This is a genomic window from Pelatocladus sp. (assembly GCF_059505505.1).
This window is the reverse complement of sequence record NZ_JCACKS010000162.1, coordinates 18,621-44,821: the sequence shown is the minus strand read 5'-3', so window position 1 is coordinate 44,821 and position 26,201 is coordinate 18,621. Positions and strand designations below refer to the sequence as shown.

At 41.2% G+C, this 26,201-nt stretch carries 19 protein-coding genes; 4 read left to right on the top strand and 15 right to left on the bottom strand.

Going from position 1 to position 26,201, the window contains the following annotated elements; genetic code table 11:
* Nucleotides 1–113: 113 nt before the first annotated feature.
* Together AC5JMK_RS13335 and glpK are read right to left on the bottom strand one after the other, a co-directional pair.
* Nucleotides 114–1,793 carry a DUF3352 domain-containing protein gene (locus tag AC5JMK_RS13335; RefSeq protein ID WP_495910308.1) on the bottom strand — a complete coding sequence of 560 codons (1,680 nt, stop codon included), beginning with the start codon at nucleotides 1,791–1,793 and terminating at the stop codon, nucleotides 114–116.
* 97 nt (nucleotides 1,794–1,890) lie between these two features.
* A complete protein-coding gene (gene glpK / locus AC5JMK_RS13330; protein WP_495910307.1) occupies nucleotides 1,891–3,378 on the bottom strand; it encodes a glycerol kinase GlpK in 1,488 nt (495 codons plus the stop codon).
* Between the two features lie 570 nt (nucleotides 3,379–3,948).
* Between glpK and AC5JMK_RS13325 the strand changes: the two genes are divergently transcribed.
* From AC5JMK_RS13325 to AC5JMK_RS13310, 4 genes are all read left to right on the top strand, one after another.
* Nucleotides 3,949–4,146, top strand: a complete 198-nt coding sequence (locus AC5JMK_RS13325) for a hypothetical protein (protein WP_495910306.1) — start codon at nucleotides 3,949–3,951, stop codon at nucleotides 4,144–4,146.
* A 106-nt stretch (nucleotides 4,147–4,252) separates the two neighbouring features.
* On the top strand, nucleotides 4,253–4,459 hold the full coding sequence (locus AC5JMK_RS13320) for a hypothetical protein (RefSeq protein WP_096673166.1): 207 nt from the start codon (nucleotides 4,253–4,255) through the stop codon (nucleotides 4,457–4,459).
* Between the two features lie 201 nt (nucleotides 4,460–4,660).
* Nucleotides 4,661–7,078 (top strand): DUF4912 domain-containing protein, encoded by a 2,418-nt coding sequence (locus AC5JMK_RS13315; RefSeq protein WP_096673168.1) that lies wholly within the window; start codon nucleotides 4,661–4,663, stop codon nucleotides 7,076–7,078.
* A gap of 47 nt (nucleotides 7,079–7,125) precedes the next feature.
* Nucleotides 7,126–7,650 carry a DUF937 domain-containing protein gene (locus AC5JMK_RS13310; protein WP_495910305.1) on the top strand — a complete coding sequence of 175 codons (525 nt, stop codon included), beginning with the start codon at nucleotides 7,126–7,128 and terminating at the stop codon, nucleotides 7,648–7,650.
* Between the two features lie 58 nt (nucleotides 7,651–7,708).
* On the opposite strand, the gene AC5JMK_RS13305 is transcribed toward AC5JMK_RS13310, so the two are convergent.
* The 13 genes from AC5JMK_RS13305 to AC5JMK_RS13245 all read right to left on the bottom strand — a co-directional run bounded on the left by AC5JMK_RS13305 (nucleotide 7,709) and on the right by AC5JMK_RS13245 (nucleotide 26,168).
* On the bottom strand, nucleotides 7,709–8,119 hold the full coding sequence (locus tag AC5JMK_RS13305; RefSeq protein ID WP_096673172.1) for a YidH family protein: 411 nt from the start codon (nucleotides 8,117–8,119) through the stop codon (nucleotides 7,709–7,711).
* Nucleotides 8,120–8,122: 3 nt separating this feature from the next.
* Nucleotides 8,123–8,551 (bottom strand): YidH family protein, encoded by a 429-nt coding sequence (locus AC5JMK_RS13300; RefSeq protein ID WP_495910304.1) that lies wholly within the window; start codon nucleotides 8,549–8,551, stop codon nucleotides 8,123–8,125.
* A 4-nt stretch (nucleotides 8,552–8,555) separates the two neighbouring features.
* Nucleotides 8,556–9,959, bottom strand: a complete 1,404-nt coding sequence (locus AC5JMK_RS13295) for a DUF202 domain-containing protein (protein WP_096673176.1) — start codon at nucleotides 9,957–9,959, stop codon at nucleotides 8,556–8,558.
* 152 nt (nucleotides 9,960–10,111) lie between these two features.
* A complete protein-coding gene (locus AC5JMK_RS13290; RefSeq protein ID WP_096673178.1) occupies nucleotides 10,112–11,545 on the bottom strand; it encodes an MFS transporter in 1,434 nt (477 codons plus the stop codon).
* Between the two features lie 97 nt (nucleotides 11,546–11,642).
* Nucleotides 11,643–12,608 carry a MarC family protein gene (locus AC5JMK_RS13285; RefSeq protein WP_495910303.1) on the bottom strand — a complete coding sequence of 322 codons (966 nt, stop codon included), beginning with the start codon at nucleotides 12,606–12,608 and terminating at the stop codon, nucleotides 11,643–11,645.
* 105 nt (nucleotides 12,609–12,713) lie between these two features.
* A complete protein-coding gene (locus AC5JMK_RS13280) occupies nucleotides 12,714–14,417 on the bottom strand; it encodes a mechanosensitive ion channel family protein (RefSeq protein ID WP_495910302.1) in 1,704 nt (567 codons plus the stop codon).
* Nucleotides 14,418–14,809: 392 nt separating this feature from the next.
* Nucleotides 14,810–17,167 carry an arylsulfatase gene (locus AC5JMK_RS13275; protein WP_495910301.1) on the bottom strand — a complete coding sequence of 786 codons (2,358 nt, stop codon included), beginning with the start codon at nucleotides 17,165–17,167 and terminating at the stop codon, nucleotides 14,810–14,812.
* 136 nt (nucleotides 17,168–17,303) lie between these two features.
* Nucleotides 17,304–19,682, bottom strand: a complete 2,379-nt coding sequence (locus AC5JMK_RS13270; protein ID WP_495910300.1) for an arylsulfatase — start codon at nucleotides 19,680–19,682, stop codon at nucleotides 17,304–17,306.
* Between the two features lie 76 nt (nucleotides 19,683–19,758).
* Nucleotides 19,759–20,820, bottom strand: a complete 1,062-nt coding sequence (locus tag AC5JMK_RS13265) for a formylglycine-generating enzyme family protein (protein WP_495910299.1) — start codon at nucleotides 20,818–20,820, stop codon at nucleotides 19,759–19,761.
* Nucleotides 20,807–21,370: a DUF1269 domain-containing protein gene (locus tag AC5JMK_RS13260; RefSeq protein WP_096673190.1), complete on the bottom strand. Its 564-nt coding sequence runs from the start codon at nucleotides 21,368–21,370 to the stop codon at nucleotides 20,807–20,809. Before AC5JMK_RS13260 ends, AC5JMK_RS13265 begins: the two co-directional genes overlap by 14 nt.
* A gap of 107 nt (nucleotides 21,371–21,477) precedes the next feature.
* A complete protein-coding gene (locus tag AC5JMK_RS13255; protein ID WP_495910298.1) occupies nucleotides 21,478–23,208 on the bottom strand; it encodes an arylsulfatase in 1,731 nt (576 codons plus the stop codon).
* 2,035 nt (nucleotides 23,209–25,243) lie between these two features.
* Nucleotides 25,244–25,513, bottom strand: a complete 270-nt coding sequence (locus AC5JMK_RS13250; RefSeq protein ID WP_495910297.1) for a hypothetical protein — start codon at nucleotides 25,511–25,513, stop codon at nucleotides 25,244–25,246.
* 247 nt (nucleotides 25,514–25,760) lie between these two features.
* On the bottom strand, nucleotides 25,761–26,168 hold the full coding sequence (locus AC5JMK_RS13245; RefSeq protein ID WP_096678674.1) for a response regulator: 408 nt from the start codon (nucleotides 26,166–26,168) through the stop codon (nucleotides 25,761–25,763).
* Nucleotides 26,169–26,201 lie beyond the last annotated feature (33 nt).

Sequence of the window (26,201 nt, the reverse complement as noted above, 5' to 3'; positions counted from 1 at the left end):
CAAAAATATAATTTTTGCATACTACGTTCTGAATTTACAATGCGATCGCATACTGTCTCCCTTGGAGCTATCCCACTGTTTTTATTTGAATCAAAATGCGATCGCAACTTGGATTATTTACTTGTTTTTGGTTTGAGAGCTAACAACATCTCCATGTGAGTGGTAGATTTATCTGGACTGGTAGCAGTCAGACTAACGCCATGAATAGAATTCATGATGGCACTGACTTCAGGCGGTAAGGATCGATTATAGGTTGCAAAACGATTTATTACGGACGCGGTTTTGTCCATATCCAGGTAGAAGTAACCGCCATTTGGTTTCTGTAGAGAACCTGTAACTGTTTTGAAGTTTTCGCTGTCGTTGAGAGATTTACCATTAGGAGTCGCGATCGCATCAGTTATTGGCCCACCCATAGCGAAAAAAACTGTATCTTGATCGAGCCAACCATGTGCAAATAAAGCGCCTTGTCCGGGAATTTGCCATTCGGTAACATCTTTATTACCGATATTTCTTTGAGCAATGTTAACTTGCTGTGTTTTGGCTAAGGTATCCAATTTTGTTAAGGTGGTTTCGGCTGTCTTGCGATCGCTTGTATGAAATATAAATGCTCCTCCAAAACCAAGCTGTGCGAACAAACCTTGATTCAATGGAATCGCAGCGACACCAAATTCTCCATCCATCCACCCAAAAATTTCTTTATCCAAATCGAGATTTGCAAATTTGAATTGGGCGCGCGCTTGCTCAATGGCTTGTTTAAATTCGGGATAATCTTGAGACTGTTCTACTAATGTTGACCACCAGGTGCTAATACCTTGACCGTTAACCAGAGCCATTGTTTGAGCAGGTAATTGCGATATTACTTTACTAGGGCTATTTTTATACTCAAATTTCACGAGTTGGGGATCTAAGTTGGCGATCGCTTTCATCCGCACTCCCGCGTCATCAATTCCCACACCCGCTACCATTGATTTCACTTGCTTTAACTGTGCTAGAGTTTGCGGCGGAATTTGCTGTGCTTGCGGATTTAAATTGATCAATTGCTGTACCATACCTGCATAGTCAGGTACATAAATTTGTGCCACTGTGTTTTCTACTGCACTTTTGCTGAGAATAGTGTTTGCACTTTGTTTATTGGCAAAAGAAGGCTGTCCTTTAAAGGTGTCAATCGTTTGTTCTACAGTTTGCTTTTCGGGAGCAAACACCAGATAATTATTCAACACAGCACTATATGTGGGTTGACTCCCAGAGGAAGTTTCTGTTATTTTCAGACCTTTGTAGTCAATTTCCTTAGTTGTGACGCCTTTTTGACCTTTTAATTTGTTTGCAAAATTCAAGGCGTTGATTTTATCCTTGATTCCTACCACCACCAATAAGTTTGGTTCCTGGGTGGTAACTGCTGGCGAATTGGGATTTGCTGAAGGTAATCTTAACTGAGCAGGTTTTGTTGAAGTTGGTGGTAACATGGCAATCATCACACCACCAACCCAAGGTTTTAAGTCTTTTTCGTAGGAAATATTACTATCAGTTAACACATCTTTGTTAAAGTCCTCCAGACCTTTTGCAACTATCTTTTGCGCTTCTGGAGTGCCAAACTGCTCCAACTTTGCCCACACTTTAGGATCTGTAGAAATATATGTTGCCATAAATGCTTGTTCTGGTACAACTTTGGCACTTCCAGCAGCACCTGAAATGTCTCCAGCAGGCCCACCCTTCAAATAAATGTAAGCGGCTACGCTTCCCACTACAACTACAGCAGCGCCAACAGCAGGTATTAAAATTTTGGTTTTAGACATTGTTTTTGTTTTTTCTTTGAAATGTCATTGATTCTGATACAAGCTTCATTGTGGAGTTTTCGGGATTATTAACCAAATTTTGCTCGTATCTTAAATTTTACTTTGCCCAATATTTCGCCCGTTCCACCGCCTTTTGCCAAGTAACGAAATTGGCTGTTGCATATTCACTCCCCACACCAGGCGAAAAGCAACGATCAATTTGTCGTTTCTGAACCAAGGTTTCATAACTATGCCAAAATCCCACCGCCAAACCAGCGGCCATGGCAATACCCTGCACAGTAGTATCACGCATTGCTGGACGTTCAACTGATATATTTAACACATCTGCCTGGAACTGCATGAGGAAGTTGTTTTCACAGGCTCCACCATCTACTATTAATTTCTTTACTGCTGCGCTGTAAGATCCACTGATGGCTACCACAACTTCTTTGACTTGATAGGCGATCGCTTCTAAGACAGCCCTGACTAAATGCTGTGGTTGAACGGCGGCGGTAATGCCAAAAAAGGCTCCTCTAGCGCTCATATCCCAGTGAGGAGCGCCCAGTCCACTAAATGCTGGGACAAAATATACACCGCCGTTATCTGTAACTTGATTGGCGATCGCTTCTGTTTCCGCAGCTGTTTGAATCAGCTTCATGCTATCCCGCAACCATTGGATACACGCCCCACTGATAAACATGCTACCTTCCAAGGCATAGCCAACATCTAAACTACCGTTACGAATTTGCGTCCATGCGACTGTAGAGATGAGGCGATTTTGCGAACGGACAATTTCTGAGCCAGTGTGAGCAACTAAAAAGCTACCAGTACCATAAGTACATTTCATTAAACCAGGGCGATCGCACCCATGACCAAATAAAGCTGCTTGTTGATCTCCCAAAATAGCAGTGATGGGAATTTCCACACCTAGTAAAGTGCTATGAGTAACACCAAATTTTCCTAAGCTGGGTTGAATCTGAGGCAAAATATGAGCAGGTATTTTAAATAATTCCAGTAAAGTTTCATCCCATGCACAGCTTGTCAGATTCATCAGCATTGTCCGACTGGCGTTGCTGTGGTCGGTAGCATGAACTTTCCCACCTGTGAGTTTCCACAAAATCCAGGTATCAATTGTTCCAGCTAAAACATTTTTGAGATCAATACCTGTGACATGATCTAACAGCCATCTGAGCTTTGTAGCAGAAAAATACGCATCGATAACTAAACCAGTGCGATCGTAAATCTCATTAGCATAACCTTGGGTTTGTAATTGATTACACAAAGGAGCAGTGCGGTGATCTTGCCAAACAATCGCTTTATGTAGAGGTTTCCCAGTGGTTTTGTCCCAAATTAAACAGGTTTCTCGTTGTACGGTTACTCCCATTGCTACAATTTCACTAGGGATAATTTTGGCATTGGCGATCGCAGTTTGTATTACCCAACAAGTATCTTGCCAAATTTCTTCGGCATCATGTTCTAACCATCCGGGTTGTGGATAATACTGTGTTAGTTCTTTGTATGCTTGCCCAACAATTTTACCAAGAGCATCAAACACAAAAGCACGGTTGCCTGTTGTACCTAAATCTAATGCCAAAATGTAACTCATCTTTAAGGATGTATGCGTGACTAATAATTTACCATTATGCTTTGTGAGAATTGCAGAGCTTAGCTCTCAGACAACTCCTGCTAAGTTGGGAATCTTGTCTGGAGCGAATGATTTAGGAATCTTATATAAAAATGTTTATTTAATTGTTATTTTATTATTATTTTATTCTTATTTTTTGAGCTTAGGCTGAATTTAACCAGATTAAACTATCAATACTATAAATTGGATAAGCATTTTTGATTTTCTAAACAATCTTGTAAACAATCGCTCTTATCAAGAAAGCAAAAAACTTATTTATTTCAGAAACAATTCAGCATAAGATTTATGTTCAAAGTCAAATCATGTATCAAATAAGCAGTTGATATGCGTCAGAATATGTCTTAACCTGTCATACTGTCAAATGTTTTTTGAATAATCTACTTAACTGGCTTAACTGTCATTGAAACTAACTGTGTAAATTGACAAATTTAACGATAGTTAGCACTCAAATACAAGCTAACAAACCGCAAAAATTTTCTCAGCGCTTGACTCATAACACTTTCAATTTGTTGATTAAGCAAGGAGCTAATTATGGTGTCACTTTTTACGCGATGCCTTGCAGAATTTGTTGGTACATTTGTGCTAGTTATTGGTGGATGTGGCAGTTCAGTTTTTGCTGTGGCATTTCCTAATGCAAAAATAAATGAATTGGGAATTGGCTTTTTAGGTGAGGCAGAACCTGAATTTTCACGACGAGATGTGGAGAAAGGGGGTTATTCGCGACGATAGTTTGTGAACTGCTTAGGAGAGCAGGTTTAAACAATGGAAGCTGTTCTCCAAGTAAAAAAACTTAGTTAGTAGTGTGGACGGATAAAGGTAGTGGGGTGCATTTGCTATGAGTACATCTATCGATGAAAAATATCTGGAATATCTTGATCAAGTATTTGATCATTTACACAATGGTCGTTGGCATGAACAAAAGCTTAAAGAACAGATTTCTCTTTTGCTAGAAGCCGGATATCTAAGATATTTCCAATGGAATGACATGAAGGATTTGATATCAAATCTCGAAAATATCACTGGATTAAAGTGTGAACTCTGAATCTATATTCCTGAATTATTTCATTACAATTGTAGCAAATATCGAGTTCGTAAGGCTCTTAACAGAAAGATTGTAGCCATGCTTTTAATGCTGAATATATTGCATAAAAATTTCTGAAATTTAATAATTTCAAAAAATTCAATAATGTCATTAATTAACAAAAAAGATCGAGAAAAACATTTGAAAATAGGATGAATTAAGATGCTTAGTCAAACAAAATCACTAAATTCATTAGTCATACTATTTGCATGTAGTGCTGTTTCTACTCCTTTAGTAGTCTCTTTGATTGTTCGTCCTTTGCTTGCTCAGTCATCGGATGTTAGTACTTCTTTCCCTTCTTTTCCTATGCCACAATCTGTTCCTAGTGGTACACAAGTTCAGATCAATGGTACTACTAGCATGGAAAAGATTAATCAGACATTGGCGCAGAGCTTCAAAGCGAGGTTTCCTGGTACAGAGGTCAAAATAGCTTACGACGGAACGGATGCATCTTTAAAAGCATTACCAAATGGAAAAATTGATTTGGCTGCTATTGGTCGTCCACTAACAGAGGTGGAGAAAGCGCAAGGGCTTGTCACAATTCCTTTAACCCGTAATAAAATTGCTGTAATTGTCGCAAAGGACAATTCGTTTAAGGGTAGCTTAACTTCCGAACAATTTGCCCAAATTTTTCGAGGTGAGATTACTAACTGGTCACAAATTGGCGGTTCTTCCCAAGCAATTCGCTTGGTAGATCGTCCAGGAAATAGTGATGTGCGTCAAGCGTTTGAGAATTATCTCGTTTTTCAGAAAGCCCCATTTCAAACGGGTGCAAATGCTGTCAAACTTTCGCAAGACAGTACACAAGCAGTAATTAAACAACTAGGAACAGATGGTATTGGATATGCGATCGCAGATCAAGTAATCAATAACCCAAATGTGCGAATGATCCCCATGCATGAGGTTCTTCCCACCGATCCTCGTTATCCATTCTCCCAACCTTTGCTGTATGCTTATCGCAGATCTAATCCTAGTCCCGCAACAGTTGCATTTTTGGGCTATGCAACAGCTGCCCAAAACAAGCAAATCATAGAAAAAGCCACAGTTGCCACAACAGGTAGTGAAATCGCCGCACAAAATCAAAATGCATCTCCTCAAAACACATCCTCACCTGGAGCAAAAACTTCACCTGGTATAACAAATACAGTTGCAACTGAATCTTGGCGGGGATCTCCTTGGTGGTGGTTATTATTACTTCCGTTTCTGGGTGGATTTGCCTGGTTGTTGCAGAGAAATAGGGGTTCGCAAGCTAAAACTGTTGCTGCTCCCGTTCCAGCATCAGTTAGTATCCCTGAAAGTCGTATTATCCTAACACCCAGAAATTGTAGGAATGCTTATGCTTATTGGGAAGTTCCAGATCAGGTGAAAGCAGATTTGCAAAGACAAGGTGGACATAATTTGAAGTTGCATCTCTACGATGTCACCAATATAGAGATGAATAGTAAAAGACCACACAGCGTCAAAGAATTTGATTGTAATCCAGGAGAACAAGATTTACACATTCCGATCACAGTAGACAATCGTGATTACATAGTTGAGCTTGGCTATACTACATCCAACGGTCATTGGCTGACAATTGCTCGTTCAGCTCACGTGCGAGTTCCTGCCTGTACAGGAGTTGATAATATCCATACAACAAAGGCAGATAATCATATTTTGGTGAGCGATCGCCCAGTAGTTACACAAGATGAAAGTCGCGTCATACTAGTACCTCGGAACTCTAAGAATGCCTATGCTTACTGGGAAATTCCAGAAACACACAAAGCAGAACTGCGACGACAAGGTGGACAGAAACTGGCGCTACGTATTTATGACACAACAAACATTGATTTAGAGCGACAAACTCCTCATAGTCTTTGGGAGTTTGATTGTGATCAGCAAACATCTGATTTGCATATTCCTATTAACCAGAGCGATCGCGACTATGTAGCAGAATTAGGCTACCTTACCAACGATAATCGCTGGCTCAAACTAGCTCGTTCAACTCCTGTAAAATTTCCATCTACTACTTCGGTGGAAAGTACAGTCAAACCCTCATCCGATGTTGTCACAACCTTAGCAGGACTTATTTGCGAACAAGTTGAAAGTCCATCTCAAACAACAACAACTAATCTTACTGGAGATGTAACAAATACAGTCAATAAAACAATTGCAAGAATGGAAGCAACAGCTCGATCATACCTGGAGAGAGAAAAGTCCTCTCCTGATAGCGATCGCACAACAGATGATTCGTCAACCATGAAAAATGATTGCCGGATTATCTTAGTACCTCACAACTCTCAAGATGCTTACGCCTATTGGGAAGTTTCAGATGACTACAAAGCAGCTAAACGACAGCAAGGCGGACGTAGGTTTGTACTCCGAGTTCATGATGTGACAAATCTTGACATTGATCGTCAGCCAGCACACAGCACCCAGCAGTATACATGTGATGAGCATGATCAAGACAAGCATGTTTTAATTCCAGTCAGCGATCGCGACTACATCGCAGAATTGGGTTACTACACAGATGATAATCATTGGCTGGGGATAATTCGTTCGCTTCATGTTCACGTGCCAGCAGATACCACTTCGCGCTAGCACATCACCAATTCTTTTAAGATCAATTTTGAGTAAGGATATTCTTTATGGGATTATTTTTTGATATTCTCAGTGCAATTAACAATCCCAATCAGCAGGGAAATGTTGCTCAACTAGAGTCAATCACCAACTCGATTCAGGAATTGGCAACAAGTCGAGGAATTCAGCCATCTCAAATACAACAAGCGATGTCAGTAGTGGGTAATATGCTTCGTCCTGCACTTCAGAAACAGCACTCAAGTCTAGGTAGCAGTCAATTACAGAATCTCATTGGTCAAGCAGTTGCTACTGGTGCAAGTACATCTGGACAACAATCTATGTTATCACCTCAGTTGCACCAGCAAATCGTTCAAACAGTATCGCAAAGGACAGGACTAAGTCCCAACACCATTCAGGCTGCTTTGCCAACCCTTACTTCGGCAGTGATGAATCTGCTAAATATGGGCGCTACTAAACCTGGTGTTCAAGGCTCAAATTCGATCTTAAGTGCGTTTTTAGATAGCGATCGCCACACAGATTTGGGCGAAGTTCTGAAATTTGCCAATCGTTTTGTGAATCCGTCTACTGTTTAGTTGATTTATTGTTCTATTTTTTGCAATATATCTGCTAAAGGACACTTAATAATGCGTATTATTGCGAGGGAGTTAAAGTAAAAACAGCAACTAGTGTAACTAAACCAAATAAAATGACAGAAACGACAAAGACAGATAGATTAACAATATAAGTCGATTTATGTGAGTATTCCTGTTGCTCTAATGATTTGACTTTGATTAGGTATCCAATCATCGCCAAAATCAATAGAAAAATGCCTAAAGCGATCGCACTCAAGCCAATAATGTGAGTCAGTTGCATAGCAATGCGTGGATTATGCTGAGAAATCGACTCATTCAGTGCATTAAAAATGCGATCAAAGGCAATACCAAAACCAATCAAAGATAAGCAATTCTGAATCCAACTTGTCAATGTCCGTTCAGCAGCAGCGCGATTACGCTCTTTTGCCAATTCGTTGGTAGTATTAGTCGGTTTTTGAGAAGGACTCATAGCCTACATGCTATTTTGGTGAGTGAATGCACTTACCAAAATACTAATAAAGGCAAAAACAGCAATGCAAACTAAGGCGATCGCAACTGTCAATGCTAAAGAGTGACGGGGAGTGTAGAGATATTCCTGGTCGCGTCGGATATGATACAGTTCTTGCTGGTGTTGGATCATTGCCACAATCATCGCATAAATACCCAGACCAATAAAAGCAAGACCGAGAATCCGAGAAAGACGCGCAGGATTGATGTCTTGAACAACTTGAAAGCTACGGATAGCACTGACGATGACATCAATCCCAAAACCAAAGCTGATCAGAGTAAGACTGGTGCGAATCCATGCCATGAGAGTGCGTTCGGCCGCAGCTCGGTTGCGCTCTTTGGCAAGTTCGGCTTGAATATTAGATGTTTTGCGAGCAGGAATAAAGTCATTCATTTTCTTAAAAAGATACAGATGATGCTTCAATTGGTTTTGCTTGCGATTGAGCAATTTTTTGCTTCATCCACACCGAGTAAGGAAGTCCAGCCACAATACCCACAATCAAAAGGGCGACAATAATTGGAACTAACTGAGCCTGGCCGTTTTTAGTAGCAATGAAAATTGCCAACCCCACATTGCGAGCAATGGTTGTAACCGCCAAACCAGACTGAATATCTGCCTCATAGCCACTAGCTAACACATGTCCAACCATTAGTCCCAGCAAAGTTATAAAAATAGCAACCAGGAGCGGAACTATACCCAATCCAGGAATCAGATTCAAACCAACGACCAAAGCAAAAATCGATAACACAATAAATAGTGTATTGGCGATCGCTTTGAGGAAATTGTTAATCTCCTCTGCTAACTCAAGCCAAATTGTCCGAATAGCTAACCCAATGCTGAGAGGCAAAAACTGCACCAAGGCAACTTGCTTTGCTACCAGTAAAACATTGACATTTTCATTAGTATATGGTAGCAAAATACTAAATAACTTCAACATTAAAGGTGTCACCATAATAGCCAAAAGAGCTAATGTTACCTGTAGGCTAAGTACGTAATGAAAGCTTGCTCCTGCCATTGAGGCACGTTTCGTTAGCAGTGCAGGGCCTGGTGAAGCGATGAGTAGCACCAGCGCGATCGCAAAAGTTTTAGGCAGATGAAAAACTAACAATACCAATGTAATCACAATTGCAGGTATCACAATCACAGCCAAGAGCGATCGCGCCAACAAACCTGGTTTTTTCCAGAAATCAAGCAATTCCTTAAAAGGTAGTTCTACACCCAGAGTCAGCATAATTGAGAACACAGTTAATGATGCAAGGTTCTGAATAATTTGACTATCTAAATTAATAAAATCCATGAGCTTGACGTCCTGTATCAGGAGTGGAATATAGCTAGCCAATCCAATAAACACCAGTACAATTGCCACTGTGATCCCTAAAGACCAGCTAGAAATGTATCTGAAATTGCGTTGTTCAATCTTTTTCAACGTCCGCCAATGACTTACCATTGCTGCTGCTAGGGCGAAAACTCCCAAAGTAATCAGACTGAGACCGAGAATTCGTTCTTCGCTGAGTTGATCAACAGAAGCGTCCGTTTTCACTATTTTCAAATAATGGAAGAAGCGATCAATACCGAATCCAAAGGTAATCATTGATAGCGATGTCCGAATCCATGCCATGAGAGTTCGTTCTGCTGCCATGCGATTACGCTCCCTAGCAAGATCTGTCCGTATTTCAGCTAAATCAGTGCGGACAATTGATAGTTCGGTGTTACCTAAACCAGCAAACTGTGAAGTATTTTGAGTAAATTTCTCAGTTGCTTCTGCATTGGAATTAGAAGGTATTTCAAAAGCTTCACTCATATCATGTTTGCTTAAACACTTGTATTCTCGATAAGTCTCAGTAACGAAAAATTGGTTATTAGGATACTAACTAAATAGTTATGATGGTCAAATACCGCTCATAATCTGCGATCAACTGACGTGACGGAGCATCGTGATATACTAAAATAGTATTAGTCAACACCCACTTCTTCAAGCGATCGCCCTGTCGTCTCGACTCGAAATATGTATGTAATCACACCTGCTACTACGCAACTTAGAGACAGCAGCGACAGCACAATAGGCGCTCCCAGCGATTTTTGCAGAACTGGCAATCCAAACGTGCCAAATACCGCTCCGGCTTTCGCAAAGGCGGCAGCAAACCCTGCACCACTGGCTCGAATTGAAGTTGGGAACACTTCTCCCGATAATAAAAATGTAGTGGAGTTGGGACCAGCATTCATCATCAGGTTGAAAACTAAGAATCCCATGAAGACAAGAGCAACGTTGGGTTCTTTACTCAAGGCTAAAACACTGGCCGCTGCCAGAATTAAAAGTCCAACCGCCATCCCCAAAAAGCCAGCAATTTGCAGCTTGATGCGTCCGAATCGGTCAATTAACAGCACCGCAATCAAGAAACCCACAATCAAAAACAAATCCACAAATGCAGAGCCTTTCGCAGAAGCCATTTCCTTGGCTATAAAACTCTCTTTGCTGGTAAAAGCCAAAAGACCAATAATAGTGGGTGTGAAAATCCCAATTCCGTAAGTAGCAATATCTTGTAGAAACCAAGGAACTGAAGCTAAAATTGTGTGCCTGCGGTACTGAGGAGAAAATAATGCTCCGTATGACAAGCTTGGTTCACGCTCTGGGGGGTCTGTCTGTGGGGTAATATTAACTGGTTCCTCCAGTAGTGTAGATGCTGCCTTAGAAGCAGCTTCATAATCACCTTGAGCAATGTAATAACGGGGACTTTCCAGCAAAAAACTAAAACGTAAAATCCCAACTGCGATCGCTAACACTAACCCTACCCCAAGCATCCAGCGCCAAGCATACTGAATTGCAAGTACAGTCGATTCTGGATAAAGGGTCTGGAATAGATGAATTACTACTATCCCAGTCACCGCACCCAAAAGAGCGCCAACAGCCTGGAAAGTAAAAGCTCCAATCACCATTCGACCCCGCAATCGAGAAGGGACATTTTCGGTAATGTAAGACACACTGATGGGATAATCAGCGCCAATACCTACACCAACCAGGAAACGAAATGCAATCAGTGAGGCTGCATTCCAAGCAAGTGCAGTCCCTGCGGTAGCGATCACAAAAATCGCAACATCCACTATAAGCATTACCTGACGCCCGATTTTATCAGTAATCGGGCCTAAAATTAGCGACCCCAACAATGATCCCGCCACCGAAGCCACAGCGACAGATCCGATTTCCACAGAACTCAGCCCAAAGTCCCGCTTTAGAAAAGGAAGGGCGACACCAATGATAAAAAAGTCAAAACCATCCAAAGCAATCAATCCGGCGGACAATGCCCAGAGTAACCACATGACACGGGTGATCTTGGATGCATCCAGGCGTTGCTCAAAAGACGGTGGTTGGGCGGTTGCAATTGTTGTCATTTTTGAGATTCTCCCTCATCTGAAGCTACCTAAACGCTAAATTACCTAAATTCATAGAGAAACTCTGCATTACTCACAAGTCTTACGCAAAGCTGTACTAAAACCTTAAAAGACGCTGTATGACAAGGACTTCTATTTCAATTGCAGATAAAATCAGTTCAATTCCCAGCGCTAGCTGCATCACCCCAAGGACAAACCCTGATACACGTAAGGTGACGGGTTTGATAAAAGTCAGAATTGGTCTAGCTGCCAACATGCAAACTAGATTCAAACCCATGACCAGCAACAGTAATAGCAGAACAAAGCCTTGATTGATACCGATTATACGGGCCATCACCATCATCATCAAAGCAATGGCAATACCAAAAGGAGTCAAAATCGTGGGAAAAGCCAGGGGAGCGATCGCCTCTTTTAAGGAAGGTTCTTCAGCAATCTCAACTTTGCTAGCAGACGCATATTGAGCCATCACAATTTCCAAAGCTACCAAGAACAGCAAAATCCCGCCTGCAATCATTAATGCTGGTAATTCAATTCTCCAGATATTCAGCAGATTTTGACCGATAATGGCAACCAAAACAATAGTGATTGTTGAGATCAAAGAACTACGAAAAGACAGTTCCCGACGCAGCTTTTGATCTGCCTTTTCAGTTAGTTGCACAAATACCGGAATCACCTTAAGTGGCCCAAGTGTGACAAAAAAGATAATAAACAAGTTGAAATATCCAAACTTGGACTGTAAAGGGGTATTAGCAATTTCTTTAGCAACTTGTTGCTTTGGGATTAATATCGGAGTTGTATCAGAAACCTGGGCAACTATCTGGCGATCGCATACTGATTGATTTGCTGTGAGACCAAACTTGGCACAACTTACCGCACTGAAGTTGCTAGACCCGAGTGCAGGTTCAGCAAAGTTAAGCCAGATTGCTACAAGTGCAATCCCAACTACACCTATCCATCGCGGTGTCCATTGTAGAAGACAGGAGGAGAAATTGCTATCTTGCTTCCTTGTTTCATTTACCATCAAGACTGCATCTTTTTTCATTAATTGTGCTGGCTGTTGCATGGAATTCTCCTCCTGCAAAGAGATTAGTTTGTTTTTACTGGTCAACCAAAGCAGCTTTGCTAGGATAAAAATCTTCGCGTCAGTCTTCATTCGTCAAAATGACCACTAGTCTGAGGCTCTTCGCTCTGTAGACGATTGAGAATTTGTCGAAGGTGAAGTTGGATTAATCAAGTTGATCAAAGGTAAAAGCGGATTCACTCGAATACCTGGAGCAGTGTAATCACCAGAAACATACTCACTGGGAATGGTAGTTTGATTACCGTCACGAATAGCAGAGTAATGGGGTGAGCAGATTTCAATGTTTGCTTCATTACACTTATCTTGAATATTTTGGTGTAATTCTGAATAAATTCTCTCTAGTATTATTGGATGGTTTGTGTAGGCTCTGAGTTCATAACTTACGTAGAAGTCGTTGAGTGCAGTTTGCCAGACAAAGGGATAGGGTTGCGACAAAATATCAGTAGTCGCAAGAGCTGCTGCAATCAGGGTTTCATGCACAGTTCGCCAAGGGGCATCATAGCCCAAAGTTACTGTTGTATGGACAATAATTGGGGTTTGCTTCTCTCGTAACAACATACTGTAATTGGTGACTTTGCTCGACAACAAAACAGAGTTGGGAATTGATACTAAAACATTGTTCAGCGTGCGAATTCGAGTTACTAGCAGATCTTTGTCCTCCACAAAACCCATGAGATCTTCAACCTGAAGGCGATCGCCAATCTGAAATGTACGGGCGTATAACAAAAGCCAACTAGCAATAATATTTGCGAATAATTTTCCTGAACTCAGGGATATTAACGCCCCTATAACAATGAAAATAGCTTGAAAAGCGGGGGAATTAGAACCAGGTAAATTAGGAAAAGCAATGATAGCCGCTAGGGCGATGGTAAGAAACTTCAGCAACTGGTAGGTTGGTTCTGCCCACTCTGGATAAAACCCTTGTATTGAGAGTGTTCTACCCTCTATATTTTGAAAAATAAATTTTAAAAAACTCAGGAAATAGCGAGTCAAGAGGATGATTAAAGTAATAATAAATAGATTTGGTATATACCCTAAAAGTTCTTTCCATACTGTTAATAATAGGGTTGTTAAAGATGTGAATAAGTTGTCTGCTAAGTGCTTTGTCTGGGGAAAAAAACTCAAAACAAAATATAAATAGAAAAAAAGCAAATTCATTACAAAAATTAGGTTAATAATTCTTACGAATCCCTGTAAAATTGCAGAAATTTGTTGAGACGATAACAAATAAAAATTTTGAATGCGAATATTAGGAATCCATCGCTCATGCAGCACATCTAACCAATGATAGAAATGTGGCATCACATTCCCAAGCACACACAACATTATAATTAATATAATTGTGCTAACAAAAGCCAAAATTGTAGCACGGATTAAGTAGATAGCACTGCGCTCCTCTCGATACTGAGTAATGGCATTTTTAATAATTTGCAAATATTGATTAGCAAGTGCTTGCCGAGTTAATTTTACAACTTTGGCATCCGTATCAGAAACTGACAAAATCGCAACGTCTTGAGCATAAATGATTGTAGTTGCTTCAGCTTCAACATCACTAGTTCTCAACGCATCAACTGGAATGGCATAATTGTTAGCCACTTGCTGAATTCTGGACGAAATTCTCTCTGCACGCTCATTTAGTGAAGGTGAAAAAAACTTGTCTTGAATAAAAAATAGTGTTTGATCTCCCAACTTGATAGGTGCTTGATTTATAAGTATGTCATCAGGAGAAGGGCTTTGAGAAGCAGCAGATAAGGGATTAATTACAATCAGCAATGCTACAATAGTAGACAAAATAACTGTCAAAAACGGCTGATTTTTTCTTCTTACTAAGTTACATAGCATATTTGCAGCAAGTATTTTCTAGTAAGATTTATTTATTGGAATCTGGTTTGATTTATAAACCTACGATGAACACGGGTAACTCTTAACAGGGAACAGGGAAGAGAAATTTTACCTACCTTCACAAGAATCAAATAGTAATCCTATATAATGCCAAAATATATTGAAAAGAGGGAGAAAAAGGAAAAGAAAATTCTCCCTTTATTTTCTCCCTTTTATCTAACCTAACTAACTTTTAATCTTTCTATATTTTTGTTTGATTGTCACTCCGATTATTTAGTTGGTTAAGACCAAATTGTCACTTCAGCAGTCTTCAGACAGGAAATTTCTAGCTGACAGTACTTTTACTTTAAATCAACGTTGACTTTCTTCACATTACCAGTGAACGCAAATGGTGTTTCGTAAGTTTCAGCAACAGGTGTACCTGTGTCAAAACCAACGTCGAGAGTTTCGTCAAGAGAAATGCGGTTGGGTAAAGTTTTTCCTACCTGTCCTTCGCCAATTTTCTTGTTATTGGCATAAAGGGTGACAGTACCGCCAGCACCTGCTTGATCAGCTTTTGTCTTGTATACAGCTTTTAATATTACATTACCTGTAGGTAACATCTGGTCAGAAGTTATATTAAAGCGATCGACATTAGCCAGGTTGTAGTGATACACCAGCTTACCGTCCTGCACAAATAAACCGTAGCCACCAAAGCGACCACCATGTGTCAACAGCATCCCTTCTGCACCTTGAGCCGGAATCACAACATCAGCTGTAATTGTGTGATTCTTATGCTTGAGATCAGGAGCGGCTCCTTCAGTTACGCGTATATGATCGGGGTAGCTGAAGGTGTTACGCCCTTGGGTTAGGCTTGGTCGATTTTCGACGCGGAAGCGTTCAGTGCGGCGATCATCCAGAGGTAGCACATTATATTTAGCAGTCTCAGCATAGAAGAGATCTTTCATCTGTTGCAGTTTTTGCGGATTTTGCTCGGCGAGGTCGTCTACTTGGGTAAAGTCATTATTAATATTGTAAAGTTCCCATTTCAAGTTCAGTAGATCAGCTGGCTTTGGGTAAGCATCCCAAGGAATTGATCGCAAAGCACTGGCCATCCAACCATCATGATAGATTCCCTGGTTTCCAAACATCTCAAAATACTGAGTTTGATGACGAGTTGGCGTCTTGGGATTGTCAAAGGTGTAAACAAAGCTGACACCTTCAATGGGTTTTTGTCCAATACCATTGACCTCAACTGGTGCGGGAATATTCAAAGCTTCCAAAATAGTAGGAGCAATATCGATGACGTGACTAAACTGATCACGCACACTTCCCTTATCTTTTATACGGTTAGGCCAGGAAACCACCATACCATTACGGGTGCCGCCAAAGTGCGACGCAATCTGCTTTGTCCACTGGAAGGGTGTATCCATTGCCCATGCCCATCCCGCCGGAAAGTGGTTGAAATACAAAGGGCCACCTAGTTGATCAACGGCTGCCAGTTTGGTTTCTAAAGGTTCAGGGATGGCATTAAACATGGTATTTTCATTCAATAAGCCTTCTAAACCACCTTCCGCACTGGAGCCATTGTCGCCTGCAATATAAAAAACCAGAGTGTTATTCAGCTTGTTGAGGTCGTCGATCGCATCCAGCACCCGACCCACTTCATGATCTGTATGAGCAGTAAAACCAGCAAATACATCCATCATGTGGGCATAGACATTTTGCTCCTCTGGTGACAGAGAATCCCAGGCGGGTAGGGCCTCCGGGCGTGGCGTCAATTTCGCATCCATCGGAATCACCCCCAGTTTTTTTTGTCGCTCGAAGGTTTCTTCGCGGTATTTATCCCAACCCATATCAAACTGACCCTTGAACTTGTCAATCCACTCTTTGGGAACCTGGTGGGGTGCATGGGTTGCACCCGTTGCCAAGTAGACAAAGAAGGGTTTTTCCGGTGATATGGCGTTTATCTGACGGATATAGTTGATGGCGTGGTCTGCGAGATCGGTAGTTAGGTGATAAGGTGAGCCATCTGCATTGGTTTTGGGTGGTTCGAGGCGGGTGGTATTTTCAACAAGGGCTGGGGTGAACTGGTCTGTATCACCGCCTACAAATCCGTAGAAGTAATCAAATCCAAGTTTATTGGGCCAATGGTCGAACGGGCCAGCCATGCTGGTTTCCCAGTCGGGAACGTTGTGATTCTTACCAAACCAAGCTGTGGCGTAACCGTAATCCTGGAGAACTTTGGCAAATGTGCCTGCGCTTTGAGGAATCTCCCCACTATAGCCAGGAAAGCCAGTTCCTAGTTCTTCAATGATGCCTGTACCAACAGAGTGGTGGTTACGCCCAGTCAACAACGCCGCACGAGTAGGTGAACACAGAGCCGTTGTGTGGAACTGGGTGTACCGCAATCCATTTTTCGCCAATTTATCCAGAGTTGGGGTGGAAACAGCGCCGCCAAAAGTACCCATCTGTCCATAGCCAACATCATCAAGCAACACTAGCAAGATATTGGGCGGATTTTTCAGATCATAGGTAGATGGCAACTTCAGTTGGGATTTTACTGGTTCAGAGTCTTTGTAAGTTAAACCGATTTTACCAGTGAAGGGTTTGTCGGGATGAGGAATAAGTTCCTGTGCCAAGGCAGGTAAGGGAAAAAAGTTGATGCTGACAAAGAAAGCAACTAACAAAGATATAGCGATCGTCCTTGTGATTATCATCCCCTGCGAAACAATTGAACGGATTCTTAACATACGTTAATTACCCCTAAATTGCTCATTTTTTGAGATTTCTCGCTGAAAAATCTGGATTTTTTGAGTTTATAATTGCAGCCTCAAAAATTTTTTCTACCTATAATCACGACTTCAGATCAATGCTGACTTTTTCAATCGAGCCAGTAAAGGCGAAGGGTGGTTTATATGCGTTGCTAACAGGAGCTTGCAAATCCATCCCCACATCCTGACTATCTACACCAAATCGTCCCGGAACAGTCTTTTCTATTCGACCCTGACCGACTTGGCGACCGTTAATAAACAACTTGCCAGTACCGCCTTTACCAGCACCGCCGCCATCGTAGTCAAAGTCAAAGCGCACCTTGACCTTACCAGTAGGTACAGAAGTTGACGAGGTAATGGAGGTGCGATCAAGGTCAAACCAGTTGTAGTCGTAGGTGAGTTTGCCATCTTTGATATAAAGGGTGTAACCGCCTGTAGTTCCCCCCAATGCCAAAATAACTCCTTCAGCACCTTTGTCTGGAATTACCAAATCAGCTGTGATGCTGTGGGATTTATTTTTCATATTCGGTGCGATTCCTTCTGACAGACGGGTCATCCCCTGATATAAATCAAAGTGGTTACGACCCGTTGTAAAGCTGGGACGTAAGTTGACATCTAGCCTTTCAGCAAAACGATCATCTAGAGGAAATACGTTGTACTTCTCACCTTCTAGGAGAAAAAGCGCTTGCATTTCCTTTAATTTTTCAGGATTTTTTGCTGACAAGTCATTAGCTTGGGTGAAATCCTCATTCAGGTTGAACAATTCCCACTTATCTTGGTCAAAGGGAACTGTACCAGCATTAATCCAAGGCATGCGGTTATGGAATGCCGATGCCATCCAGCCATCGTCGTAAATTGCCCGATGCCCAAACATCTCGAAATATTGAGTATCGTGTTGTTCATCTGCCTTATTAGCTCCTTTATCAAAGGTGTAAGTCAAGCTCACTCCTTCGATAGGCTTTTGAGCAATCCCGTCAAAGAATCTTGGCTCTTCGATGCCAGCGACTTCTAACAGAGTTGGTGCAATATCAATTACATGGTGGAATTGTTGTCGCAGTCCATTTTTATCTTTAATCTGCTTTGGCCAAGAAATCACCATCGCATTACGAGTGCCGCCAAAATGGGAAGCTACTTGCTTTGTCCAGCGAAATGGCGTGTCCATTGCCCAAGCCCAACTTACAGCATAGTGCGGTGAGGTTTCGGGACTGCCCCAGATGTCATAACATTTCAGATTATCTGCCATTGTCAGATTCAATCCGTTGAGATTGAGAAGCTCGTTACAGGAACCAATCAGACTACCTTCGGCACTAGCGCCGTTATCGCCTACGATGTAAATAATCAATGTATTGTCCAGTTTTTCGAGGTCTTTGATCGCATCTACTACTCGTCCAACTTCGCGATCAGCATATTCCAAATAACCCGCATAGGTTTCCATCTCCCGTGCCAAGATTGTTTGCTCCTCTGGGCTGAAGCTATCCCAAGCAGGCATTTGTTCCGGTCGTGGTGTAAGTTGGGCATCGTTAGGAATTACACCGAGCTTCTTCTGGCGTTCAAAAATAATTTCTCTTTGTTTGTCCCAACCGTGGTCAAACTTACCTCTGTACTTTTCTGGATATTTTGGTGGTGGTTGGTGAGGTGCGTGGGTGGCTCCTGGTGCAAAATAAGCGAAGAAAGGGCGATCAGGTGCGATCGCTTGTTCGTAGTTAATCCAGGCAATGGCTTTGTCTGCTAGGTCGTGGGTCAGATTATAGCCTTCTTCTGGTGAAGCGGGTTGGTTAACAGGGTTCTGGTTCTCATATAGCGTGGGATACCACTGGTCGGTTTCACCACCAATAAAACCGTAGAAATAGTCAAAACCCAAGCCATTGGGCCAGCGATCAAATGGGCCTACCCCACTGGTTTGGTTATCTGGAACATTGTGATTTTTACCAAACCAAGCGGTGCTGTAACCGTTTTGCTGTAAGATTTGTCCAATTGTTGCGGTACTCTTGGGAATCAAACCTGTATAGCCTGGATACGCTGTTGCTAGTTCCTGAATTGTTCCTGAGCCAACAGAGTGATGATTGCGACCTGTAAGCAGTGCTGCACGAGTGGGTGAGCAAAGTGCCGTGGTGTGAAAGCGGTTATAGCGTAAACCATTGGCTGCTAATCGATCTAGGGTAGGGGTTTCAATCGAACCACCAAAGGTTTTGGCGGCTCCAAAGCCAACATCATCTAACAATACTAGAAGAATGTTGGGTGCGTCTTGTTTGGCTTCAGGTGCTTTGAGGACAGACGGATCTGGTTTGGCAGTCTGGTAAGTAATTCCAATCTTCCCATCAAATTTAGGATCGGGTTGGGGTAGAAGTTCAGTGGCGGATGCAAAAGGTGCGATCGCCAATAATACAAACAAAATGCTGAGTATGAAGAGGATTAATCTCCTCAGCATTGCATTGAGTTTGAGTAATAAAGTTGCGTGCATCACTTAATATTTATATAGTTAATAGACTTAGTAGCATTAGTCGAGGGAAATGCAAGGAAGAAGGTTAAAGGGAGTGTCAACTTCCCAATTCCAGATCCCCGATTCCTTTGACCAAGCGAAATCCAATATGTGTGGTTCCAGTATCGGGGGCTTGAGATTCCCGTGCTGCTGGACGGTAGCGACTGCAATAGTTTTTTGCACACAGGTAAGAACCGCCTTTGACAACATGCAATGCACCTTCTTGAGGTTTCTTCGGATCAAAGCTCTGATTCTGTGCTGGACCTGTAGGATTGATACTGTGGGCTTTGTTAGCGTGTCCTAAACTATACCAGTCGGAAGTCCATTCCCAGACGTTGCCCGTCATGTCGTATAATCCATAACTATTGCGTGGAAAAGAGCCGACCGGAGCTGTACCTATATAACCATCCGCTTTTGTGTTGAAAAACGGGAAGATTCCCTGCCAGGTGTTGGCATTTTTTGCAGAATACTGTTTGCTACGAATATAATTCTTGTTATCTAAGTTGCCAAGAGCAGCATATTCCCACTGAGCTTCCGTAGGTAGTGATTTACCAGCCCATTGAGCGTAGGCGATCGCATCTTCGTAGGCAATGTGAACTACTGGGTATTTTTCTTTACCTTTGATATTGCTGTTGGAGCCAAAGGGATGCTGCCAATTTGCACCCGGAACCCAGTGCCACCAACTTAGGTAAGCTACTTGCTTGGTATTCTCATCTGGTGGCTGAAAGACTAGAGAACCAGGAGCGCGCTGTTCATCGGGTAAGTCGGGAAACTGTGCTTGAGACAAGGGACGCTCCGCAACTGTCATATATCCTGTTGCTTTAACAAACTCAGTAAACTGGGCGTTTGTTATTTCGTATTTGTCGATGCAGAAGCTACTGACAACTACATCCTGGGCTGATTGCTCTTCGACAAAACCCGAATTATCCGAACCGATGTGGAAACTTCCTCCAGGAATAAACACCATCTTCTCTGGACAAGAGAATTCTGTTAATGATGAGTTTGCTGTTCTCGTTGTAGCTGCAATTGCAACTGGGGTGATTGACAAAACAGCGATCGCGAACATGCAGATTAATGCTGATATCAGCCAATCATGATGTTTCTGATTATGGATGCCCATATTTGCAAACCATGTACTCGTGGTTTAATCTATTTACGTTCTCAAAATCAGCATCAATAGCGATCGCCACAGCTACTTCATCCTTTAGACGCTGACAAGTAATCTTGGCTCCTAATTCGGTGAGAGTATCAACCAGTTCTCTGACCCACTTGTGTTCAATAATGGCAATGATGGCAGAACTATCAGCACCCAGAGAGTAACCAATTTCCCTAAATTCTTGTTTGTCAAACCCCAGATCCATGAATTTTCCGGAGAGAGTGCCAGATGTGCTACCCAGCACAATACCTGCAATCGGTCCACCAGCCAAAATACCGATAATAGCCCCTAATATCCCACAAATACCTACACTTCGTTTGATTCCTACTGTCTGAACTGTCTGTTTGAAGAATAGCTTACCGTTTTCATCCTTAGTTATGACTGCTGCATTCCAAAGCCCGATCATTTTTTCCTTTTTGAGATGCTTTAGCTCCTCAAGCACTTCAACAGCCTGTTCTTGATTTGCAAATCTAGCAACAATTAGGTTAATAGGATTTTCAGCAACATTTTTCATAACGTATGACCGCATCTAATAGTGTTGATTAGTGTTGATTGACAGGTTTAATTGCTCTAAAGGGATGTTAGTACTGATACTAAATATCTAGTCCTCAACAACCGAGATTAATCTTTTACTGGTTTTGTCTGTAGCTTCTCTAGTACCTGATCCACAGTAAAAGAAGCTGCTTTTTGACGTGGTGGGAAGTCTTTAAAGCTTTGTAAGAAATCGCCAACATAACCCTGAGCTGGTACTAGTAGAAAAATATGTCTGAATAACCAGTCAGCATAGTTGTTTGCTTCATAGCTGGCTTTCTCAAATGGGTCACGTCGTAAGTTGTAAAGTTTTGGTACTCGCAGCTTGACTAACGGCTCACTCCAGACATCAAAACCTGTGGCTCGTTGTTCTAGGAACAAAGCTTTCCAATCTTGATATCGAAGTGCAGCCAAGTCACCATCGTCACTGAAATAAAAGAACTCTTTGCGAGGACTTTCTTTTTCTTGAGTTGTAAGGTATGTCAGGAAGTTGTAGCCATCAAGATGATTTTTGAATACTTTTTTGTCAACACGGTAGCCTTTGAGAAGTTTCTCCTTAATATCAGGTACACCAGCTACAGCTAAAAGCGTGGGAAACCAGTCTTGAGCGGACATAATTTCATTGGACACTACACCCGCCGGAATATGACCAGGCCAGCGCACCATTGCAGGAACACGAAAGCCACCTTCCCAGTTTGTATCTTTTTCACCGTGGAACGGAGTCATACCACCATCGGGCCAGGTGAACACTTCGGCTCCATTATCAGTAGTGTAGACAACAAGTGTATTATTTGTGATACCCAAGTCATCGAGTTTTTTCAGTAATTGTCCTACATGACCGTCATGTTCTACCATGCCATCGGCTTCAACACCCTGACCCGTGACGCCTTGAGACTCTGGCTTCAGGTGAGTAAAGACGTGCATTCGTGTGGAATTAAACCAGACAAAGAAGGGCTTACCTTGTTCATGGGATTGATCAATGAAGTTTGTAGTGGCGTCCATAAACTCCTGATCGATGGTTTCCATACGCTTGGTGTTTAGGGGTCCAGTATCCTCAATTCGTCCATCAGCATAACTGTGAAGCACTCCACGAGGACCATACTTTTTACGGAATTCTGGATTTTTAGGGTAGTCGGGGTTTTCTGGTTCTTCTTCTGCGTTTAGGTGATAGAGATTGCCGAAAAACTCATCAAATCCGTGATTGGTGGGTAGAAACTCATCGCGATCGCCCAGGTGGTTCTTGCCAAATTGTCCGGTGGTGTAACCCAGTGGCTTGAGTAATTCTGCAATAGTTGGATCTTCTGGACGAATTCCTAAGTCTGCACCAGGTAATCCCACTTTTGTCAATCCCGTGCGGAAGGGGCTTTGACCAGTGATAAAAGCTGCTCGACCTGCGGTACAGCTATTTTCACCATAGTAGTCAGTGAACATCACACCTTCCTTGGCTATACGGTCAATATTAGGTGTTTGGTAGCCCATGATGCCTCGGTTGTAAGCGCTAGTGTTAAACCAGCCAATATCATCGCCCATGATCACCAAAATATTAGGATGTTCAGGCTGCTTTGGTACTCCTAAAGGCGTTGGGGTTGCTGTAGGTAATTTAGTTTCTCCAGGTGTTGGATTAACTGATTTATAGTAACCATAGGACGAGGAATTAGCTGCTAGGGCAACACTATTGCCAAAGAAATTTGACAACAAAAAAATGATTATTACTGCTATCACTTTGGCTGCATAGAGAAATTGCGTGTGTAACTTATCATGATTCGCTTTAACACACAAAACCTTTGAATTAGGATTTAAAACTGATTTTTGATAGAGCATAGTAATCAAGATAGAGATAGGACCAAATAATTTTAGATTTTGGATTTCATCGTGACATTTCGGCACTTCGGAAAGCTCAGTGCGAAACGCTCAGTCGAACGATTGTGGATTGGCTCCACTGATAAATCTGCTTACTCTGTAGCATCATCGTCATTTGTCTTTTTTCATTGCTTAGGGTTTCATAGCCATAAACTTTTCTAATAGTTGTCATTAATAAGACTCCTTGTTTCTAAATTAAATGTAGATTAAACTACATTTATTCTTTATTGTTAGGTTTAATCCTAGCTTATAAAAATAAGATGCAAATAATAAATTTATAAGAACAAAATAACCTAATATTACTGTTAAAAACTAGAACGTTTTGAGTGAGAAGTATTTGGTTAATATTATGAAAGTATTTGTAAATTGATGAGGGGTATCACCCTACAACTGAGAAAAAGTTTCTCATGATCATGACTTTATTAATAAAAATCAAAAATTTTCTTCGTTAAATCTCAATATGCTTCAGTTAAGATTTTTCACTTTTAGAAAAAAGCATATAGCTATGTAGTATTCCGTCATTCTCTGAACTCGACTTTATCCAAAATTAAGAATTCAGCTTTCTAGCTTTCTTTATTCGGCAAAAACCCTAGCTTTTTGGCAAATACTTTTTCCATATCACTGATTCTCGATAAATTTCAAAAACTAAAACTACCGTCCCACAATGGTTTCAGGGTCAGGTTTTGGGTTTAGTAAAAATGGATAAAGTCGAGCTAAGGGACTTGCGTGAAAATAAAATACCAGTCAGGTAATTGATATAAAGCAGAAAAGTCATAAATGATTGGTACATTATTAAATTGCAAGTCCCTAACAGGATTTTGGATTACTCTGTCTTGAAGCTGCGATCGCATCAGAGAGCATTCCAAATGTTTAAAATCCCCACAGACTGGAAGTCTGGGACTAGACAAACTAAGTCTCCTGAGCGGGCTAATTGTAGCCTGCGTAGGGTAGCCTGATGGCAAATGGGAAGCCCGTTCTACAGGCGCCTATGTTTTTCTAACGGCGACTTCTAGTCGCTCTTGTTTTTTCAAAAATTGGGATGCTCCCCAATATACCGCTAACGGTTTAAACCGTTAGCTATTAGTTAAGCTAATAGCACAAGTCGTCTTCAGACGACTCAAAAAAATCAAGCAGTCTACTTAAGCAGACTTGAGCTATGAGCAGGTGGGTTTTTTGGACATTTGGGATACTCCCGTTGTTACACCCCTACACTCCCACACCTCTACACCTCTACACCTCTACAACACTCCCACACTTTGATTCATCTGCCTTTGTTGATTTCGCAGCTGTATCGGCAGTGTTTGATAACCATATGCTATGGTTTGTCATTTTTTCGTGTTGAGATTTTATTGAAAAATGACAAAAAAATATCTTATACACTTCAACTCTTGGCTGCTAAATACCGTTATATCCTTTGCTCGTAACTCTTTTTAGCACTAGATTCACAATTAACCCCGGTGTGACCGGGGTTAATTTTTACCCATCTTTATGGGTGAAATTCACTGTTTCGGAATAATCACTACGTGACTATAGTGACATAGGAAACGTTCAACCCAGCCCCAGTATCACTGGGGTTTTTCTTATGAAAGCATTAATACTAACGCCAATCTGTAATATCGTCAATCTGTTAGCTTGTCTCGTAGGTTTTACTTCAAACTGATTTTAGTTTTGGAGTTTGCTAAACAATTTCAATTTACTTCTCAAAAAAGTATCTCTGATTAGAAAAAAATTTACTAGTGAAGATCACTATTTTTATATTCAACTTAACTTTTTAATTATTGAGGTATTTAGTTGCAAACTTGATTGCAATTTAATCCAGCAAATACATGATACTTGATATTGAGATAATGTTGAACTAGCTTAGAGTTAATGACAAAATAATTAACATTTTAGTAACCTGATAAAAAGCCCTGTATTGAAAATCGGTGTGAGGATGTAAAGAGGAGAATCCATCAAAATTTTCCCTATATCTCTATCACCCCGATTCCCAGTCCCCTTATTGTTTTAACTGGCGAATATTGGCTTTACCAGCAGTCTTGTTTGTTTTGCGTATTCGCATAAGCACCGCTTGCTGGAAAATGCTTAGTAACTCAGCATCATCTTCATATTCTTGAATAAGATCAACCGTTACCTGTTGAGCATAGTAATCGCAGTCATTAATATTTTCTTTGTCTAAAGAGTTATGCAGAAATTGCATTTGCGTCTCGTCACTGTTACAAAGCAATTTTCCAGTTAGTTTGTTAAAAGATGATATTAGCTTGTTCATTGCAGATATCTCTAATCAAAAGTAATGTATTAAAAGTATTTCTGATTTTGCATGAAAAAATAGCCATCTCTAAACTGTCATAAATCAGGTTAATTATACCTAGTAAATCAATTAACCAAGAGACTGTTTAAAAAGATGAACATGTCAAATCTATGAATAATTTAGCAGCAAAAAATAAGCAGAAAATAAGCAATTAATAAAAAAAGAGTCAAAAATAGGATTATTCTGAAATCATAATCAAGATATTTTAAGTTTGCTTAGATTTCCATTTCAAGAGTTCAGCTATTTGTTCTGGTAGTTGGGTTGGGTTAAAAGGCTTGGCGATCGCTCCAACAATATTCATCTCTTGCAGCTGTTGACGCGAAAACCAACTTGCTTTTGTGGTGATCAAAAGAATTGGAATATCATCAATGAGTGGATGTTGTATGAATTCTTGAACAATCCCAAGACAATCTGTTTCCAGCATCGGCACATCTAGAACAATAGCATCAGGTTTTCTGAGCAATAATGCTTCTTTAATAGTTAAAACTTCCAACCCTTGATTGAGAGAAGAAACTGATAGCACATCCCAACCACCAAGACGGCTTAAGCAAACTTGTAAAATCGCTCGGATAGAAGCTTCGTGATCGATGAGCAAAATCAGCTTACGGGACATGACTAAATTAATTTTGGGGCGTTCAAAAGCGCA

Bases quoted from the DNA above. Each gene is read 5' to 3' on its own strand.
- AC5JMK_RS13270 (WP_495910300.1), bottom strand. From the start codon at position 19,682: ATGCACGCAACTTTATTACTCAAACTCAATGCAATGCTGAGGAGATTA.
- AC5JMK_RS13320 (WP_096673166.1), top strand. From the start codon at position 4,253: ATGAGTACATCTATCGATGAAAAATATCTGGAATATCTTGATCAAGTA.
- AC5JMK_RS13335 (WP_495910308.1), bottom strand. From the start codon at position 1,793: ATGTCTAAAACCAAAATTTTAATACCTGCTGTTGGCGCTGCTGTAGTT.
- AC5JMK_RS13285 (WP_495910303.1), bottom strand. From the start codon at position 12,608: ATGCAACAGCCAGCACAATTAATGAAAAAAGATGCAGTCTTGATGGTA.
- AC5JMK_RS13265 (WP_495910299.1), bottom strand. From the start codon at position 20,820: ATGGGCATCCATAATCAGAAACATCATGATTGGCTGATATCAGCATTA.
- AC5JMK_RS13325 (WP_495910306.1), top strand. From the start codon at position 3,949: ATGGTGTCACTTTTTACGCGATGCCTTGCAGAATTTGTTGGTACATTT.
- AC5JMK_RS13315 (WP_096673168.1), top strand. From the start codon at position 4,661: ATGCTTAGTCAAACAAAATCACTAAATTCATTAGTCATACTATTTGCA.
- AC5JMK_RS13290 (WP_096673178.1), bottom strand. From the start codon at position 11,545: ATGACAACAATTGCAACCGCCCAACCACCGTCTTTTGAGCAACGCCTG.
- AC5JMK_RS13310 (WP_495910305.1), top strand. From the start codon at position 7,126: ATGGGATTATTTTTTGATATTCTCAGTGCAATTAACAATCCCAATCAG.
- AC5JMK_RS13305 (WP_096673172.1), bottom strand. From the start codon at position 8,119: ATGAGTCCTTCTCAAAAACCGACTAATACTACCAACGAATTGGCAAAA.
- AC5JMK_RS13245 (WP_096678674.1), bottom strand. From the start codon at position 26,168: ATGTCCCGTAAGCTGATTTTGCTCATCGATCACGAAGCTTCTATCCGA.
- AC5JMK_RS13295 (WP_096673176.1), bottom strand. From the start codon at position 9,959: ATGAGTGAAGCTTTTGAAATACCTTCTAATTCCAATGCAGAAGCAACT.
- AC5JMK_RS13250 (WP_495910297.1), bottom strand. From the start codon at position 25,513: ATGAACAAGCTAATATCATCTTTTAACAAACTAACTGGAAAATTGCTT.
- AC5JMK_RS13300 (WP_495910304.1), bottom strand. From the start codon at position 8,551: ATGAATGACTTTATTCCTGCTCGCAAAACATCTAATATTCAAGCCGAA.
- AC5JMK_RS13260 (WP_096673190.1), bottom strand. From the start codon at position 21,370: ATGAAAAATGTTGCTGAAAATCCTATTAACCTAATTGTTGCTAGATTT.
- glpK (WP_495910307.1), bottom strand. From the start codon at position 3,378: ATGAGTTACATTTTGGCATTAGATTTAGGTACAACAGGCAACCGTGCT.
- AC5JMK_RS13255 (WP_495910298.1), bottom strand. From the start codon at position 23,208: ATGCTCTATCAAAAATCAGTTTTAAATCCTAATTCAAAGGTTTTGTGT.
- AC5JMK_RS13275 (WP_495910301.1), bottom strand. From the start codon at position 17,167: ATGATAATCACAAGGACGATCGCTATATCTTTGTTAGTTGCTTTCTTT.